Source organism: Cognatundibacterium jejuense (assembly GCF_014284255.1).
GTDB classification, from domain to species: domain Bacteria; phylum Pseudomonadota; class Gammaproteobacteria; order Burkholderiales; family Burkholderiaceae_D; genus Undibacterium; species Undibacterium jejuense.
Genome location: NZ_JACOFV010000004.1, coordinates 126087 through 144559 on the forward strand (window position 1 = coordinate 126087; position 18473 = coordinate 144559).

An 18473-nucleotide genomic window follows, 5' to 3' on the forward strand; every position below is an offset into this window, starting at 1 on the left:
AGTAAGTTCCGTGTTAGTCATCGTTGGCTATATTGTCGTTATGGGTTCGGTGTTTGGCGGCTTCGCAATGGCCGGTGGCCATTTGGCAGTCTTGTTTCAGCCATTGGAGTTGTTAATGATTGGGGGCGCGGCTGTTGGTGCTTCCCTGGTAGGAAATAATGCCAAAAGTCTCAAGGCAACTTTGAAGGCTGTGCCAGGTGTTTTTAAAGGGTCCAAATATACCAAAGCTTTATACATGGAATTGATGACTATGTTGTTTGACGTCCTGACGAAGGTGCGCAAAGAAGGTTTAATGTCAATTGAAGGTGATATCGAGAAGCCAGAAGAAAGTCCGTTGTTTAGTAAGTACCCTGCGATTGTACATGATCATCATATGATGGAATTTATTGGTGATTATTTACGGTTGATGGTATCGGGCAATATGGACGCGTTTCAGATCGAAAATTTGATGGATAATGAGTTGGAAACTCATCACCACGAGGCTGCTGTTCCTGCTCATTTCATTGCAAAGTTAGGTGACGGTCTTCCGGCATTTGGTATTGTTGCTGCTGTGATGGGGGTGGTGCATACGATGGAGTCAGTGGGTATTCCACCTGCTGAACTGGGGATATTGATTGCGCATGCTTTGGTTGGTACGTTTTTGGGTATTTTGCTGGCGTATGGTTTTGTTGGTCCTTTGGCTGGGCTGATGGAGCAGCAAATGGATGAATCTTCTAAAACTTTTCAATGTATCAAAGTGACTCTGCTGGCAAGTTTGAATGGGTATGCGCCTGCCTTGGCGGTTGAGTTTGGTCGCAAGGTTCTGTATTCAACTGAACGTCCGACGTTTAGTGAGCTTGAAGAGCATATTAAGCAGTCCAAGTCAAAATAATATGACTGGAGAAGGTTAATTATGGCAAACGAAGAATTACGCCCCATCATTGTTAAGCGCATTAAAAAAGTGGCTGGCGGTCATCATGGTGGTGCGTGGAAAATCGCATACGCAGATTTTGTGACGGCGATGATGGCATTTTTCTTGTTGATGTGGTTGCTTGGTTCGACAGCAAAGGGGAATTTGCAGGGTATCGCTGAGTATTTTCAGACACCTTTAAAAGTGGCTATGGCTGGTGGTGATGGTAGTGGTGATAGTTCGAGCGTGATTAAAGGTGGTGGTAAGGATCTCAGCTTGCGAGAAGGGCAAAATCGCAAAGGAGACATTGAAGCGCAAAAGAAATCGTATAACCTGCAAGCAGCAGAGGCAGCGTTAGCAAAAGCAGATGCCGAGAGATTGAAGGGCTTGAAAGCGCGGATTGAGGCAGTGATTGAATCAAACCCTACCCTTAAACAATATAAAAAACAGCTCTTGCTCGATATAACAACTGAAGGTTTGCGGATACAGATGGTCGACGAGCTGAATCGTCCGATGTTTGCCTCCGCTAAAGCGGAATTGCAACCTTATACAAAGGAAATCTTACACGAAATTGGTAAGGCGTTAAATGAAGTTCCGAATAGAATTAGCTTGTCTGGACACACCGATGCTGCCCCTTATGGTATGGGTGAAAAAGGATATAGTAATTGGGAGTTGTCAGCGGATCGAGCAAATGCATCACGACGTGAGTTAATTTACGGCGGTATGGATGAGTCTAAAGTGTTGCGTGTAGTCGGCTTATCATCTTCTGTTTTGTTTGATAAAGATGATGCCTTAAATCCGATTAATCGTCGCATCAGCATTATTGTTATGAATAAAAAAGCCGAAGAGTCTGCATCACAGGATGGTGGATCAGTTGAAGTAACTAGCCAGGCAGATTCGAGCACGGAAGTTTCTGTCAGTCGGGAAAAGTAGTGCTTGAAATTATTTCATTGGCTTAGATTATGCGGATAGGATGCTGAAGATGTCCAAAAAGAAAATGTTGGGCTCCCACGTTAAAGAATTGCTGTCTGGCGTGTCAGACCATGGAAGCGCCCATTTGTCAGAAGTGGAGACAGATCTTGCGCAAACCGCATTGTTGCTTGGTGAGGCAATAGAAAAACTCGGAGTCAGTTTCCTAGCTTTGCATTCTGCTGTGTTGAAAGAGCAGGATGAAATTTCCATGATTATTGATGCGGGATCTATTTCTGAAGATAGCATTGATCGCTTAAAAACTATTCAACAAGAAATAGCGCAACATATCAATTCAGCTGTAACTTGCTTGCAATTCCAGGACCTTACTAGTCAACTTATTTCACGTACGATGCAGCGTTGTGAGGGGTTGCGTGAAGTGTTGACTGCTCTCGGTGTGGTTGGGGATGATCTTGCTACTGATACAGAAAGTGATGATATTGCCCATTTGTTGAAAGAGACGACGTTGCGTTTGGAAAAACAGAGTGCGGATCTGAAGGATTTGTTGAGAAAAGCGGTTCACCAAAAGCATCTGGATAGTGGTGATATTGAATTATTTTAGTTTGAAAAAACCCTCAAGGCATTTTGCCTTTAATTGGTAAAACGGAGTAATTATGGCCAAGACAATTTTAGCAGTTGACGATTCTGGCTCTTTGAGACAGATGGTCGCTTTTAGTCTGAAAGCTGCGGGATATCAAGTCATTGAAGCTGTAGACGGGCAAGATGGGCTTGAAAAGGCACGTAACCAAGTCGTTGATTTAGTTTTGACTGACCAAAACATGCCACGCATGGATGGTCTTACTTTGATTAAGTCTTTAAGAGGTCTGGCAACATACCAACGGGTGCCAATTCTAATGCTGACAACTGAGTCCAGTGATGACATGAAGGCAAAGGGGCGTGCTGCGGGAGCGAATGGTTGGTTAGTTAAGCCTTTTGATCCTCAAAAATTAACGGAAGTAGTAAAAAAAGTAATCGGCTAAGTAATGTCGCTTTGCATTTTTGTCGTGCCAATGTAAATCTCGGAGTTTAATAATGACGATTGACATGAGTCAGTTTTTCCAAGTCTTCTTTGATGAGGCGGATGAGCTTCTGGCAGAGAAGGAAAAATTGTTGCTTGCGGTCGATATTTCCGCTCCTGATCCAGAGGATCTGAATGCTATTTTTCGTGCGGCGCATTCAATCAAAGGTGGCGCGTCGACATTCGGCTTGAATGACATGACAGAAGTCACGCATGTCTTAGAGTCGTTGCTGGATAAAATCAGAAAAGGTGAAATGGCGTTAACGGGTGATCACGTTGACGCTTTTTTGATCGCCAAAGATATTCTTAAGATGCAATTGGACGGTCATCGCTTAGGGACGCCGGTTGATCAAGATGCGGTAGCGGATGTCAGGATGTTATTGCAGTCGCTGTCGCAGGACGTTCCATCGTTTACTCCGCCTCCGCCTCCGCCAGTCGAAGTCGTTGATCATGGCTCCATTGTTTATAAATCTGCTTATAGAATCGAACTACCAAATGTCAGTGAAGGTGATGCCAGTGCTTTGATGGCTGAGTTGGGTTTACTTGGCATGATATTACGCGGCGATGCTCATGCTGACAAGGTCGTCCTTCACTTGCGAACCAATGAAGGTAAAGATGACATTATCTCCATTTGCTCGTTTATTTTAGATCCGGATTGCCTTTCGATCACCGAAGAGGCATTGCCAGAACAAAGTGCTCAAAAGCAGGATGCGCAATCAGAAGAAGATTTGGGTTATGGGTTTTTCGAGCCCCTTGAATCGATGTTCCCGCCTCTTGAAGGTCAATCCGAAACGAACAATGGGCCGGATAATTCAAGTTCTTCAGTTTCTAATATCGTCAATCCGCTTGTAAATATTGAGAAGAAAGTCGCTGTAAAAAAAGAAAGTGAAAAAAGCCACACTTCTCAAGAGTCTTCTACGATCCGGGTTGGGATCGAGAAGGTAGATCAACTGATTAATCTGATTGGTGAGTTGGTAATAACCCAGGCGATGCTAGAGCAACGCACCCAGGATCTGGATCCGATTGCTAATGAGCGACTGCTCAATAGTGTCGCGCACCTCACGCGCAATACGCGTGATTTGCAAGAAGCAGTCATGTCGATTCGTATGATGCCGATGGACTATGTATTCTCGCGTTTCCCACGCATGGTCAGAGATCTGGCAACAAAACTCGGCAAAAAAGTTGAATTCGTTACTTATGGTGCCTCGACAGAGTTGGATAAGGGCTTAATCGAGCGCATTGTTGATCCGCTGACTCATTTGGTAAGAAATAGTATCGATCATGGTATCGAAATGCCTGCTGCACGGAAAGAAGTCGGTAAGAGTGAAACTGGTCGTCTTTCTTTGTCTGCTGTTCATCAAGGTGGGAACATCGTAATTGAAGTCAGTGACGATGGCGGCGGTCTGCATCGCGAAAGAATCTTAGCTAAAGCGCGTCAGAATGGTTTAACCGCTCCTGATTCGATGTCCGATCCCGAAGTGTGGCAACTCATTTTTGCTCCAGGATTTTCCACGGCTGAAATTGTTACTGACGTTTCTGGTCGTGGTGTCGGTATGGATGTGGTTAAACGTAATATTGCTGCGATGGGCGGCGTGGTAGATATACGTTCCGCAAAAGGTTATGGCACCACGATTATCATTTCTCTTCCTTTGACGTTGGCGATTCTTGACGGTATGTCGATTAAGCTTGGTGAAGAGATTTATATCTTGCCGTTAGGTTTTGTTGTTGAATCCTTGCAGCCCGCGAAAGAGGATGTCAAAGAAGTTAATGGTAAAGGCAAAGTAATTAAAGTCAGGGATGAATATTTGCCGCTCGTTCCGCTCTACCAAAAATTTGACTTGGAGCCGAAATTTTTAGACCCATCAGAAGGTATCGTGGTGATTGTTGAGGTCGATGGTAAAAAAGCGGCGCTGTTTGTTGATGATCTGGTTGGTCAGCAACAAGTAGTTGTCAAAAACATTGAATCCAATTACAAGAAAATCCCGGGTATATCTGGGGCTACTATCTTAGGTGATGGTGGTGTTGCTTTCATTCTAGATGTGTCGGCACTCCTGAGATCAGTTAAATGATATCGAAACAGTAACTTATTTATATGAAGGACAAGAAATGACGCAAGGTGCACAATCTATTAATGACCAAAATTCACACGGCGGACACGCAGAAGCAGATATTGCCGGGCATGAATTTCTCGCATTTACTTTAGGTAATGAGGAGTATGGTATTCATATTTTGAAAGTGCAAGAAATTCGTGGTTACGAGGCGGTAACGCGAATTGCCAATGCGCCAGAATTTCTTAAAGGCGTCATCAATTTGCGTGGGATTATCGTGCCAGTAGTTGATATGCGCATTAAGTTTAATTTGGGAAGTCCGACATACGATCAGTTTACGGTGGTCATTATTCTCAATATCGAGGGCCGTATCGTAGGGATGGTGGTCGATAGCGTGTCTGACGTGACGACTTTAATGCCGGACCAGGTTCGTCCTGCGCCGGAAATGGGGACAACATTTAACACTGAATTTTTGATTGGGTTGGGAACGTTGGAAGACAGGATGTTGATTTTGGTTGATATCGACAAATTAATGTCGAGTCCAGAAATGGGTTTGGTTGACCATTCAGTTTAGACCAGTGGCCATTGAACTTTTCTTTGGCTAGCTGAAGTAGTAACTTTTTTGGAGATAAGTGTATGAATTTGCGCAATTTAAAAATTGGTGCACGATTAGGAATCGGTTTTGCACTTATCTTGGGTGGAATTGTTGTAGTAATGCTTTTCGTTAATGCAATGAGTTCCTCTAATCGAACAGAAATGACTGAGCACCTCAGTCTGGCGAGTCAAAAGCAAGCATTGGCAAATGCAATGAAAAACTCCCTTTATGAAGCTGGTATCGCTATGCGTAATATCGGCATTCAGTCCGATGTCGGAGAGATGCAAAAAGAAGAGGGAAAAGTAAAAGCTCAGCGAAAAGTTTACCAGGAAGCAAAAGAAAAAATTTCTCTCCTCGGTCTGAGTGATGAAGAAAAAAGTATCTTGAGTGATGTAGAAAAGCTCGACAAGCAAAGTGAGCAACCGTTCAAAGATGCAGTTGGGCAAGCATTGGCATTTAATGGCGAAGGAGCCGTCAAGATCATTACGACAGTTCTTGAGCCGTTAAGCAGTAAGTCAATTGCAGGAATTAATAAGCTAGTTGAGTTGCAAGATGCTACTTCGAAAGATGTTTTTGAATCGTCGGCCAAGACGGGGGCAAGGCTCACGTATAGTTTATATTTGATCTTGCTATGCGCCTTGGGATTGGGTGCGTTTTTTGCCTGGATATTGACGAATAGTATTACTAAGCCATTGACCGAAGCGTTGGAATTAGCAGAGACAGTAGCAAGCGGGGATTTACGTAGCCAGGTCACGGTAGAAGGTAGTGATGAAGTCGCGCTTTTGCTAGCTGCGTTGAAAAACATGAATGATAGTTTGGCTGCTACTGTTGGTCAGGTTCGTAATGGGACTGAAACAATTACTGTGGCGTCTCAGGAAATCGCCTCTGGAAACGCCGACTTGTCTAGTCGAACTGAATCTCAAGCTAGTTCTTTGGAAGAAACGGCAAGTTCGATGGAAGAGCTGACTAGCACGGTACGTCAAAATGCAGATAATGCACGTCAAGCAAATCAACTCGTCGTTTCAGCATCAAGTGTGGCAGTCAAAGGGGGGGCGGTAGTCGGGCAAGTTGTCAGTACCATGGGATCAATCAAAGAAAGTTCTCGCAAGATTGTTGACATTATAGGTGTTATCGACGGAATCGCATTTCAAACCAATATTTTGGCCTTAAACGCCGCAGTAGAGGCCGCGAGAGCCGGAGAGCAGGGACGTGGATTTGCAGTGGTTGCTGCCGAAGTACGTAACCTTGCACAGCGAAGCGCCAGTGCGGCGAAGGAAATTAAGTCCCTGATAGGTGACTCTGTTGACAAAGTTGACCAAGGTAGTAAATTGGTTGATGAGGCTGGTAAAACCATGAATGAAATAGTCACTAGCGTCCAACATGTTGCCGACATTATGAGTGAAATTACTGCTGCAAGTCAGGAGCAAAGCGCAGGTATTGAGCAAGTTAACCTCGCCATTACGCAAATGGATGAGATGACCCAGCAAAATGCCGCTTTGGTTGAGCAGGCAGCAGCAGCGGCTGAAAGTATGGAAGAGCAAGCAATCGCCCTGGGTCAGGCGGTCAGCGTATTCAAAGTGAATGCGACGTCCCAAGTTAAAACATCTTTTGCTCCAGTTAAAAAGACTACCGTTAGTCAGAGTCCAAAAATAAAAGCGAAGGCGATCAGTTCAAATCTTTCTAGTGCAAAAGCATCAAAACCAAAAGCTGAGTCGGCTCCAGTGGGTGACGGTGATGCCTGGGAAGAGTTCTGATTTCCTTGTTTATTGCTGAGTTTAATCGACGGTAGAGTAGCGAAATTTGCTCTTGTCTGGAATTGAGAATAAGGAAAAAAATGGCGGCGAAAGAAAAGTCTGAAGGGTCTAAAGAATTTGAGTTTCATGCGCGTGACTTTGATCGTGTCAGAGATCTTATTTATAAACGAGCTGGAATTTCTCTCGCCGACAGCAAACAAGAGATGGTGTACAGTCGCCTAGCCAGGCGTTTGAGAGCGACTGGTATCAATTCGTTTTCAGATTATTTGAACACGCTTGAAAGAGAGCATGAAAGTGATGAGTGGGAAGCTTTTACGAATGCATTGACGACCAACTTAACATCATTTTTTCGCGAGGAGCATCATTTCCCTATTTTGGCGGAGCATGCCAAGAATAAGAAGGAGTCCTTGCAAATTTGGTGTTCCGCAAGTTCTACCGGTGAAGAGCCTTATTCGATTGCGATGACGCTCTGTGAAGCTTTTGGGAGCTTGCGCCCACCAGCTCAAATTATTGCTACCGATATCGATACCAACGTTTTAAATACGGCTTCAAGAGGTGTCTACAATATAGACAGAATAGAAAAATTATCTGCTGATCGTGCAAAAAAGTTTTTTCTTAAAGGTAAAGGTGCTCAAGAAGGCTTGGTTCGCGTCAGGCAAGAATTAAGAGATATGATTACTTTCAAACAGCTAAATTTATTAGAAAATAGCTGGGCTTTGAAGGGGCCATTTGATGCAATTTTTTGCCGCAACGTAATGATTTATTTTGACAAGCCGACTCAAGGAGCAATTTTGAAGAGATTTGTTCCTTTGATGAAGCCAGATGGTTTGTTATTTGCGGGACATTCAGAGAATTTTCTTTATGTGTCAGATGACTTTAAGTTGAGAGGCAAAACTGTGTACGAACTTGCCAGCTTGCATTCTGCCCATGGAAAGGGTGTCGCAAATCATGCGCACAAAGGTGGCCTATGAGTCAATTGAGTGAAGAGCACTTCGCGACGAATGTCTATTACGATCGAACATTTGACTGTGATGCAGCAAAAATTTTACCAGGTGAGTTTTATTTCACAAATAAGGATATGCTGATTGTCACAGTGTTGGGTTCCTGTGTGTCAGCGTGCATTCGTGATCGCGTCTCGGGTGTTGGTGGTATGAATCATTTTATGCTTCCCGATACGGGTGGTGATGCTGATAACCCTGTATCGGCTTCGATGCGATACGGCACCTACGCGATGGAGGTCTTGATTAATGAGTTGCTCAAGGCTGGAGCAAAACGTGAGAATATGGAAGCAAAGGTTTTTGGTGGTGGAAACGTTTTGCGCGGATTTACAGCGATCAATGTCGGGGAGCGAAATGCCAAATTCGTGCTCGATTATTTGAAGGCGGAGCGGATGCGTGTTATTGCTGAAGATCTGAACGACATTTATCCTAGAAAAGTCTATTTTTTTCCAAAAACAGGCAAAGTGCTTGTTAAAAAGTTGAAAGTTGAACACAACGATACGCTGAAACGTCGCGAACAGGATTATGCAAGTAGGCTGAAGTCGACGTCGGTTGGTGGTGAGGTGGATCTGTTTTGATCCAAACGCCATTGTTCCTAACAGCAGGCTCGTGAATACGGGGTTTTACAATGAAGATTAAAGTTTTAATTGTTGATGATTCAGCTCTGATTAGAAGTGTCATGACTGAAATCATTGGTAGTCAACCAGATATGGAAGTCGTTGGTGTTGCACCAGATCCACTAGTGGCTCGTGAATTGATTAAGCAAACCAATCCAGATGTGTTGACGTTGGACGTTGAAATGCCAAAAATGGACGGGCTGGACTTTCTTGAGCGTTTGATGCGTTTGCGTCCTATGCCCGTGATTATGGTTTCTTCGCTGACAGAGCGCGGTTCAGAGATAACGATGCGTGCTTTGGAGTTGGGGGCGGTGGATTTTGTTACAAAGCCTAAGTTGTCGATTCAGAGCGGAATGCTGGAATACGCAGAACTTATCGCGGACAAAATCAGGATTGCGTCCAAGGCAAGAATCCGTCCGCGAACGATGAGCGTTGCAGGTCAACAAAAGTCTACGCAGGATTCCTTGCCGATGGTAAGAAATCCTTTGACCAGTAGTGAGAAACTCATCATTATTGGAGCGTCAACGGGTGGTACTGAGGCTATTAAGAGTTTTCTGGTTCAAATGCCTTCAGATTGTCCTGGTATTCTCATTACACAGCATATGCCAGAAGGTTTTACCCGGTCTTTTGCTAAGCGACTTGATGGCTTGTGTAAGATTTCGGTATCTGAGGCAGCAGGGGGGGAGCGTGTGTTGCCCGGGCATGCTTATATCGCACCTGGACACTCACATTTATTGCTAGGACGTAGTGGTGCAAACTATGTTACCCAACTTGATACCGGTGAACCGGTTAATCGTCACAAACCTTCGGTCGATGTATTGTTCCGGTCAGCAGCAAGTTTTGCCGGTAAGAACGCGGTCGGTGTTATATTGACAGGTATGGGTAAAGATGGTGCTGCAGGCATGCTTGAGATGAAAAACGCCGGCGCATATAATTTTGCGCAAGATGAGGCTAGTTGTGTTGTATTTGGGATGCCTAGGGAAGCAATAGCGGCTGGCGCAACACATGAAGTTGCTTCTTTGAATGACTTGCCTGCAAAAGTGTTACATTATCTTGCAACGCAAGGAAGCCGTGCTTTAAGGGTTTAATCGATAAGAAATCATGCTTAACTGCAATTTCAACACCTTTTAAACTTAATTTGACCGATAATACTAATAACTGTAATTAAAGAAATAGTGGAGTGATTCATGGCCGATCAAAATCTGAAATTTTTAGTTGTAGATGACTTTTCTACCATGCGCCGCATCGTGAGAAATTTGCTGAAAGAATTGGGTTATTCCAATGTCGATGAAGCAGAAGATGGCGCAATGGGGCTCGCCAAATTAAAAAATGGCGACTTCGATTTCGTTATCTCCGACTGGAATATGCCAAATATGGATGGGTTGACTATGCTTCAGCATATTCGCGCTGATCCAGCTTTGTCAAAATTGCCAGTATTAATGGTAACGGCCGAAGCGAAAAAGGAAAACATTATTGCTGCGGCTCAGGCAGGTGCTAATGGTTATGTCGTTAAGCCTTTTACGGCTGCGACTTTGGATGAGAAGCTTTCGAAAATTTTTGAAAAGCTGGGTAAGCCTGCATAAGCAGAAATGCAAAGTACTGGGGTCAATATGGGTCAAAATATAAATCAAAATACTCAGCAAGAAGATCTCCTGTCAAGAGTCGGGCACATGACGCGGCTATTGCATGATAGCTTGCGCGGTTTGGGTCTGGATAAGTTGTTAGAGCGGGCAGCAGAAGATATTCCTGATGCGCGAGACAGGCTTGACTACGTGGCTCGCATGTCGGAGCAAGCTGCTCAACGCGTATTAAATGCGACAGACATCGCGATTCCTTTGCAAGAAGAATTGGATGTTGGTGCAAAAAAAATTAACTCGTCTTTGCAAGCATTTGCTTTGCAGCCTGCAACTCCTGAACAATATCAGGAACTAACGCAAGAGATGATCCAGTATTTGACGTTGGTAAGTAATAATAGTGCTGAAACCAAAGCCCATTTGATGGAAATCATGATGGCGCAAGATTTTCAGGATCTTACCGGACAAGTCATCAAGAAAGTAACCGTGTTGGCTCAGAATCTTGAGCAGCAGCTCGTGCAATTGCTTATCGATTATTCTCCAGGTGACAAGAAGAAAGAAGTGGCAGATGGATTGTTAAATGGGCCGCAGATTAATCCTGAAGGGAAAGCTGATGTTGTCGCCAATCAAAGTCAAGTGGACGACCTTTTGGATAGTTTGGGTTTTTAAAATTTTTGTTTTCGACAAATTATATTAATAGCAAAGTCGACATGATTGAAGATAATTTTATTTTACGCGAACCTTTACTTGATCCCAAGCAGCGAGTAATAGGTTTTCAGTTTTCATGGCTACAAAAAGATCCGAACGCCGAAACTAGCTTAGAAAACCTCAATCATTTGCTTGAGTTTGTTGCTGGTCACCTCAACGATGACGATAAAGGTTTTTTATTAGGTGACAGTCTGCTTTTTCTAGAGGCCGCACCTGAGCTGTTGCAGGCTGAAGGTTTGAGTTTATTTCCTCCTAAAAACACAGTGCTTATTTTGCATAAGAAGTATTTTGCAAATGAAGCGACTCTGGAGGCGGTTAAAAAACTACGCACGCTGGGCTTCGGAATTTGCTTACGCGGGGCTGAAATTACAACGCTGGAGCGTTCGTTTTTTGCCTACGTTTCGCATATAGAAGTAAAGCTAAACGCATCCAACTTTGCATCACAAGCAAAGGTTTATGCTAGCCTAAAGCAGTCAGCGGTAAAAATGGTCGCTCGCAACGTAGCAACCTGGCAGGATTTCGACGCGTGTTCCGCTTTAGGGTTGGATAGTTTTGTAGGTAAGTTGCATTTGACACCACGTCCGAGTTCTGCGCCTAAGGCGCTGAACTCGTCACAGACGACTATTTTGCAATTGATGGAGATGGTCAGAAAAAATGCGGATGTTCAGCAGTTAGAGTTGGTGGTCAAGAGAGATCCGACTTTGGCATATAAATTGCTGCGCTACATTAACTCTGCAGGATTTGGTTTGCGAACTGAAGTGCAGTCTTTAAAACATGCAGTACAAATGCTGGGATATAGTCCTTTGTACCGATGGTTGACGGTATTACTGGCAACTGCGAGTAGCAGTGGGTATTCGCCTGTTTTGTTAGAAACTGCAATCGTCCGTGGTCGCTTCGCTGAAGTGCTCGGGCAAATGAAGATGTCAAAGGCTGAGGCTGAAAATTTATTCGTGGCCGGTATGTTTTCGCTATTAGATCGCTTGCTTGGTTTGCCAATGCAAGAAGTTTTGTCTTCTATTCAACTTCCGGATGTTGTTACTGATGCGTTGATTTCAAGAGGCGGTATTTATGGCCCTTATCTGGCATTGGCTGAGGCAAGTGAATTAAATAGTACTTTGGTTGGGTCTTTGGCTGAATCAGTCAAAATATCGGCTGAGGACGTGAATGCCGCGCATTTGGCATCACTAGTTTGGGCCAAAAACGTTGCATCGGCTGCGTGATTGTTTGTAATGCTTGAATATGGCAAGCGTGAGCGCTTGCCATTTTTGTTTGGACTTACCCAAAAAGCAACTCAACGGAATGATGGTTCGTTGTTGTACAATTTGTACCGCACGACTGACAAGCTCGTTGAGGAAAATTTTGCGTAAGTCCTATTTGTTGTGGTCATTTTGTTGAATTGTTATTGAATGCAAGTACAGAAAACACCTCTATTTCCTGATATGCCACGTTGGTTGGTATGGGTAGTGGCTATCTATTTCGTAGGGTTTAGATTGGGTGGATATGCTGTGCTCGATAATAATGAAGGCTTATACGCCGAAATTTCGCGAGAAATGCTGCATTCCGGAGACTGGGCACAGTGGATCATCCCGCATCTGAACGGACTTTCCTACATGGAAAAACCACCCTTGTTGTATTGGTTGACCGCCATGTTTTTTGGAATGTTTGGTGAGGCGGAGTGGGTGGTCAGATTAGTGCCAGCTTTGTCGTGTCTTGGATGTGTTGGACTCATTTTATGGTTTGCGAGACAAGTGAACCGAGAAACTGCCGGTAAATTTGCAGCAATCGTTTTCGTATCCGCTTTGGGTGTGACCGCAATGGCGAGAACGCTGATGTTTGACATGTTGCTCACTGTGTTTTTAACCGGTGCAGTGATGCATGCTTATCTCTATCTCGAAAGCAGGCAACAGTCTTTACTGTACCGTACGATGGCGTTGCTTGCATTTGCGTTGCTAGCTAAGGGATTTGTGTCGCTGATATTGTTTTCAGCGATCATTGGGTCTTACATATTGATAAGTTCAAGCTCGATCGGTGATTTCTTTCAGCGTCTGGGTCTGTGGTTTAACTGGCGCGGATTGTTGGTATTTTTTGTTATTTCCGCACCATGGCATATCGCCGCCATGATGACAGAGCCGATTTTTGCCTGGTTTTATTTTATCAATGAACACATATTGCGTTTTCTCGGAAAGCGCGAACCACACGATTATTATGCAGGGGCATGGTGGTACTACATTCCACGGGTGTTGATATTTTTATTTCCTTGGTCGTTACTCTTACCAAGTTTGCTCTTCGCTAAGGGGCAAGTGCTTCAGGATAAGAAGCTACATTTGTTTCTCTTTATGGCATGGTTGATGCCCGTGCTGTTCTTTTCTAGTTCTAGTGCTAAAGCAAATTACTATTTGGTTGCGGTCATGCCCGTGGCTGCTATGCAATTGGCGTTTATGGTCGAAAGTAAAATAAAAGCAGCAAGCTGGAGGATGTTGGTACCCGGGATTGTTTTGATTGCATTCTGTTCGTTCGCAATTTGGTGGTTGCTCACTGCAAGCCACGACAGTATGAACGGGTTGTTAATTGGTGGCATTGACGCATCAAATTTTGTTTTGTATAGCTTGATCGGATTACTCATCGCTGTTCTGGTTAGTATGGTAGTGGCGTTTAGCGTGACAAGGATAGGGGTGTTTGCTTATCTGTTATTGCCGGTGTTGAGCTTGCCAATATTGTTGGAAACATTGACTGCATTGGATGATGTTAATTCAGCGCGTTCGACGATTAGCTTTTTGCAGAAAAATAATGCTGCATCTGAGGTTTATTTATTCCATGTATTTGAACAGCAATCCTCGGTTCCATTTTATTTAAAAAAGCCAGTTAAAATCGTTGAGAGTCATAGCAGTGATTTGTTTTGGGGAAATAAATTACATAAAAATAACATTGTCATTGATGATGCTGAATTCATGAAAGTGATGACGACTGGAACGGTATCTTTGCTTGTTGTGAAGCAAGATTTGGATGAATTCAAGCAAAAAAATTATTCCAAACAGTTCAAATTGATCGCACAAATCGGAAACACTTCCATTTTTTCAAATTAAGTCAGAGATTTGTGCTGATTTAATTCGCGCTGTTCTGGAGTGCGCCTTGGCATCAAGGTATAATCACGGTTTTCTCGTCCAACCTGCGATAGTTAGAGAGAAACTGTCTCGCGCTATTGCCCAATACCTCTCACGCCATGTTGATATTGTCAGGCTCTAATGCCCTGTCTGCTTTTCGTACTTCCAATCTTCTTAACCGTCTGCAAGAAGTTGATGCCAATATTGTTGGTGTCACTGCAAGATATCAACATTTTGTTGATGTCAGCTCTGCGCTTCAAGAAACTGAAATTGATCGCCTGAAAGCGCTGCTGGTGTACGGCGAATCATTCAGCGGAACCGAGGAGGGTGAGACTTTTGTCGTGATCCCGCGTCTCGGTACGATTTCTCCGTGGGCTAGTAAAGCGACTGAAATTGCCCTCAACTGCGGCATGCCTCAGATTCGCAGGATTGAGCGTGGTGTCAGTTATTTTGTACAAATGAAAACTGGCTTTTTTGGCGGCACGAAAGAGATCAAGCAAGCGAACCGTGATGTGATAGCTGCATTGTTGCATGATCGCATGACAGAAATGGTCTTGTCGCATACCAATGAAGCACAGGCATTGTTCAGTACGTTGGAAGCTAAGCCATTGGCATTTGTCGATATTCTGGTTGGTGGCAAACAAGCATTACTCGAAGCCAATACAACGCTGGGGCTTGCGTTGTCGGACGATGAAATCGACTATCTGGTTGATGCATTTAACACGGTAAAGCGTAATCCTACTGACGTCGAGTTAATGATGTTCGCACAGGCGAATAGCGAACATTGCCGCCATAAAATTTTCAATGCAGACTGGACCATAGACGGCGTCACTCAAGACAAGTCTTTGTTCAAGATGATCAAAAATACCCACGAATTACACCCTCAAGGGACGGTGGTAGCATATAGCGACAATTCATCGATTATCGAAGGCGCAACGGTTCAACGTTTTTATCCAAAGAATGGTGAGCAGGGCAGTGTTTATCAGGCATCTGAAGAACTGACTCACATTTTGATGAAGGTGGAAACGCATAATCACCCGACCGCGATCTCCCCATTCCCTGGTGCTTCCACTGGTGCTGGTGGTGAAATTCGTGATGAAGGTGCAACAGGTCGTGGTGCAAAGCCAAAAGCTGGCTTGTGCGGTTTTACGGTCTCCAATTTGCACATTCCTGGTCATGTACAAGCTTGGGAAAATGCCAGCGATTGCAATACCGGCGAAAAGTCTGCTGCAGTTTACGGTAAGCCAGATCGCATCGCATCTGCTTTGCAAATCATGGTCGATGGACCATTAGGTGGCGCGGCATTTAATAACGAATTTGGTCGTCCAAACCTGGGCGGTTATTTCCGTACCTATGAACAAAACGTTGCTGGTACCATCTACGGCTATCACAAGCCGATTATGATTGCAGGTGGTATTGGTAATATCTCCGCCAAACACACACTCAAAAATGATTTGCCGGTTGGTAGTCTGTTGATACAACTTGGTGGACCAGGCATGCGTATTGGTATGGGCGGTAGTGCTGCCTCATCGATGGCAACTGGTACCAATACGGCGGATCTTGATTTTGACTCGGTACAACGTGGCAATCCGGAGATGGAACGTCGTGCGCAAGAGGTGATCAATTCCTGCTGGCAAATGGGTGATGACAATCCGATTTTGTCGATTCATGACGTTGGTGCTGGTGGCTTGTCGAATGCATTTCCTGAAATTACGAATGATGCCAAGCGTGGTGCGATTTTCGATTTACGTAAAATCCATCTCGAAGAAAGCGGCATGGCTCCAAAAGAGATTTGGAGTAACGAATCGCAAGAACGCTACGTCATGGCAATCGCCTCAGAAAGCCTTGAATTATTCCGCAGTTTCTGTGAGCGTGAACGTTGCCCGTTTGCCGTCGTTGGTACCGCCACTGAAGAACGCCAATTGAAGGTGATCGACCCTGAACATAACAATTCTCCGGTTGATATGCCAATGAATGTATTGTTGGGCAAACCACCTAAGATGCATCGCATTGTTGAGCGTGTTCAAAAAGCATTTGCGCCTTTGGATTTGACTGGCATCGATTTGCGTGACGCTGCGCATCGCATTCTGAGTTTACCAACTGTTGCCGATAAGTCTTTCTTGATTACGATTGGTGATCGTAGCGTTGGCGCAACCACCGTGCGTGATCAGATGGTTGGTCCATGGCAGGTGCCTGTTGCTGATTGCGCAGTCACTACCATGAGTTTTGAAGGCTATCTGGGTGAAGCGATGTCCATGGGTGAGCGCACTCCGTTGGCCGTTATTGATGCACCAGCGTCGGGCCGTATGGCAGTGGGTGAGGCAATTACCAACATCGCAGCAGCACCAATCAAAGAAATTTCAGATATCAAACTCTCCGCCAATTGGATGGCTGCATGTGGTCAACCAGGGCAAGATGCAGCGCTGTTTGATACAGTGAAAGCAGTCGGCATGGAATTGTGCCCGGCGCTGGGTATTAGTATTCCAGTCGGTAAAGACTCTTTATCCATGCGTACTACATGGAAAGAAGATGATCAGAATAAATCGGTCATGTCACCGGTATCGTTGATCATTTCTGGTTTTGCTCCTGTCTACGATGTTCGCAAGACATTGACGCCACAAATTCGTCTCGATCAGGGCGATACCAGTCTGATTTTGATTGATCTCGGCCGAGGTAAAAACCGTCTCGCCGCATCTTGCTTTACGCAAGTGATGCAAGCAATCGGTGATCAAGCACCTGATGTGGATAGTGCCGAAGATTTGAAAGCCTTCTTCGCAGCGATTCAACAATTAAATCGTGAAAATAAAGTCCTGGCGTATCACGATCGTTCGGATGGTGGCTTGTTTGCGACGCTGTGTGAAATGGCATTTGCTGGCCGCGCAGGCTTGTCGATTAATCTCGATATTCTGACGATGGAAGCGGAACATGCAGCCGATCAGGGTGACGCTAAAAATTGGGCAGGGCAGGTTGCTGAGCGTCGTAACGATTTGACGTTACGCGCTTTGTTCAATGAAGAGCTCGGTGCGGTAATACAGGTTCGTACAGAACAACGTTCTGAAGTCATGGATGTATTGCGTGCACATAATTTAGGTGCATGTAGCCACATCATCGGCAAAGCACACCAGGGCGACAATATAGGCTTCATGCGCGATGCCAAAGAAATCTTTACTGAGGCACGGTCTTCATTGCATCAAATCTGGAGTAAAACCAGCTGGCAGATCGCGCGTATGCGTGACAACCCCGCTTGTGCAGATGCAGAGTATGCCCGCATTCTGGACGTGCAAGATCCAGGTATGCAGCCAAAGATCAGCTTTGATATGCAAGCGGATATTGCTGCACCATTTATCGCAAAAGGTGTTCGTCCAAAAGTGGCAATCCTGCGCGAGCAGGGCGTCAATTCCCACATTGAAACTGCCTATGTGATGCATAAATCAGGATTCGAATCTGTTGACGTCCATATGAGCGATTTGATTGCCGGACGTGTTAAATTAGCGGACTTTAAAGGTTTAATCGCAGTCGGTGGTTTCTCTTACGGCGACGTATTAGGTGCAGGTGAAGGTTGGGCCAAAACCATCTTGTTTAACAGCATGATGTCTGAACAGTTCTCAGCGTTCTTCCATCGCAACGATACATTTGGTCTGGGCATCTGTAACGGATGTCAGATGATGAGTAACTTGAAGTCGATTATTCCTGGCGCAGAAGCGTGGCCTAAATTTACCCGCAATAAATCGGAACAATTTGAAGCCCGCTTTGCAATGGTAGAAGTGCTCGAATCAAATTCCATTTTGTTTGATTGCATGGCGGGTACACAGACCCCAATCGCTGTCGCACACGGTGAAGGCTTTGCTGATTTCTCAACCACTGGTGACATCACTAAAGTGCAAGCGGCAATGCGTTTTGTCGATCATCGTGGACAAGCAACAGAGGCGTATCCATACAACCCGAACGGTTCTCCGCAAGGCATTACTTCGGTCACCAATGCAGATGGTCGTTTTACAGTCATGATGCCGCACGCGGAACGCGTATTCCGCTCCGCTATTCATTCATGGCATCCAGATGACTGGGCAGAAGACTCACCTTGGATGCGCGTTTTCCGTAATGCGCGTAAATGGGTGGGTTAAAGTTTTCACTTGCTAAGACAATGTAGTTTGTTGAATAAAAAAGCTCTCGCACAAATTGGCGAGAGCTTTTTTTGCAAAATC

Annotated in this window: 15 protein-coding genes; all 15 read left to right on the forward strand. The window is 44.7% G+C overall.

What is annotated here, in order from left to right:
* Window positions 1–10 precede the first annotated feature (10 nt).
* Window positions 11–871 (forward strand): flagellar motor stator protein MotA, encoded by an 861-nt coding sequence (gene motA / locus H8K32_RS06030; protein WP_186911581.1) that lies wholly within the window; start codon window positions 11–13, stop codon window positions 869–871.
* Between the two features lie 21 nt (window positions 872–892).
* Window positions 893–1822, forward strand: coding sequence for a flagellar motor protein MotB (gene motB / locus H8K32_RS06035; RefSeq protein ID WP_186911582.1), 930 nt, complete (start codon window positions 893–895; stop codon window positions 1820–1822).
* Between the two features lie 49 nt (window positions 1823–1871).
* A complete protein-coding gene (locus H8K32_RS06040; RefSeq protein WP_186911583.1) occupies window positions 1872–2420 on the forward strand; it encodes a chemotaxis protein in 549 nt (182 codons plus the stop codon).
* A gap of 52 nt (window positions 2421–2472) precedes the next feature.
* Window positions 2473–2838 carry a response regulator gene (locus H8K32_RS06045; RefSeq protein ID WP_162020889.1) on the forward strand — a complete coding sequence of 122 codons (366 nt, stop codon included), beginning with the start codon at window positions 2473–2475 and terminating at the stop codon, window positions 2836–2838.
* A gap of 52 nt (window positions 2839–2890) precedes the next feature.
* Window positions 2891–4945 (forward strand): chemotaxis protein CheA, encoded by a 2055-nt coding sequence (cheA, locus tag H8K32_RS06050; protein ID WP_186911584.1) that lies wholly within the window; start codon window positions 2891–2893, stop codon window positions 4943–4945.
* A 37-nt stretch (window positions 4946–4982) separates the two neighbouring features.
* On the forward strand, window positions 4983–5498 hold the full coding sequence (locus H8K32_RS06055; RefSeq protein ID WP_186911585.1) for a chemotaxis protein CheW: 516 nt from the start codon (window positions 4983–4985) through the stop codon (window positions 5496–5498).
* Window positions 5499–5560: 62 nt separating this feature from the next.
* A complete protein-coding gene (locus H8K32_RS06060; RefSeq protein ID WP_186911586.1) occupies window positions 5561–7273 on the forward strand; it encodes a methyl-accepting chemotaxis protein in 1713 nt (570 codons plus the stop codon).
* 80 nt (window positions 7274–7353) lie between these two features.
* The gene (locus tag H8K32_RS06065) at window positions 7354–8244 is read left to right on the forward strand and encodes a CheR family methyltransferase (protein ID WP_186911587.1); all 891 of its coding nucleotides are present in this window, start codon (window positions 7354–7356) and stop codon (window positions 8242–8244) included.
* On the forward strand, window positions 8241–8849 hold the full coding sequence (cheD, locus tag H8K32_RS06070; protein WP_186911588.1) for a chemoreceptor glutamine deamidase CheD: 609 nt from the start codon (window positions 8241–8243) through the stop codon (window positions 8847–8849). Before H8K32_RS06065 ends, cheD begins: the two co-directional genes overlap by 4 nt.
* A gap of 50 nt (window positions 8850–8899) precedes the next feature.
* Entirely contained in the window at window positions 8900–9976 is a 1077-nt protein-coding gene (locus H8K32_RS06075) for a protein-glutamate methylesterase/protein-glutamine glutaminase (protein WP_186911589.1), read from the forward strand.
* Window positions 9977–10075: 99 nt separating this feature from the next.
* Window positions 10076–10471 (forward strand): chemotaxis response regulator CheY, encoded by a 396-nt coding sequence (gene cheY, locus H8K32_RS06080; RefSeq protein WP_186911590.1) that lies wholly within the window; start codon window positions 10076–10078, stop codon window positions 10469–10471.
* 27 nt (window positions 10472–10498) lie between these two features.
* Window positions 10499–11131, forward strand: coding sequence for a protein phosphatase CheZ (cheZ, locus tag H8K32_RS06085; RefSeq protein ID WP_246447148.1), 633 nt, complete (start codon window positions 10499–10501; stop codon window positions 11129–11131).
* Window positions 11132–11172: 41 nt separating this feature from the next.
* Complete coding sequence (locus H8K32_RS06090; protein ID WP_186911592.1) at window positions 11173–12390, forward strand: EAL and HDOD domain-containing protein; 1218 nt, start codon at window positions 11173–11175, stop codon at window positions 12388–12390.
* A 186-nt stretch (window positions 12391–12576) separates the two neighbouring features.
* Entirely contained in the window at window positions 12577–14253 is a 1677-nt protein-coding gene (locus H8K32_RS06095; RefSeq protein WP_186911593.1) for an ArnT family glycosyltransferase, read from the forward strand.
* Window positions 14254–14390: 137 nt separating this feature from the next.
* The gene (purL, locus tag H8K32_RS06100) at window positions 14391–18392 is read left to right on the forward strand and encodes a phosphoribosylformylglycinamidine synthase (RefSeq protein WP_186911594.1); all 4002 of its coding nucleotides are present in this window, start codon (window positions 14391–14393) and stop codon (window positions 18390–18392) included.
* The last annotated feature ends 81 nt before the right edge of the window (window positions 18393–18473 follow it).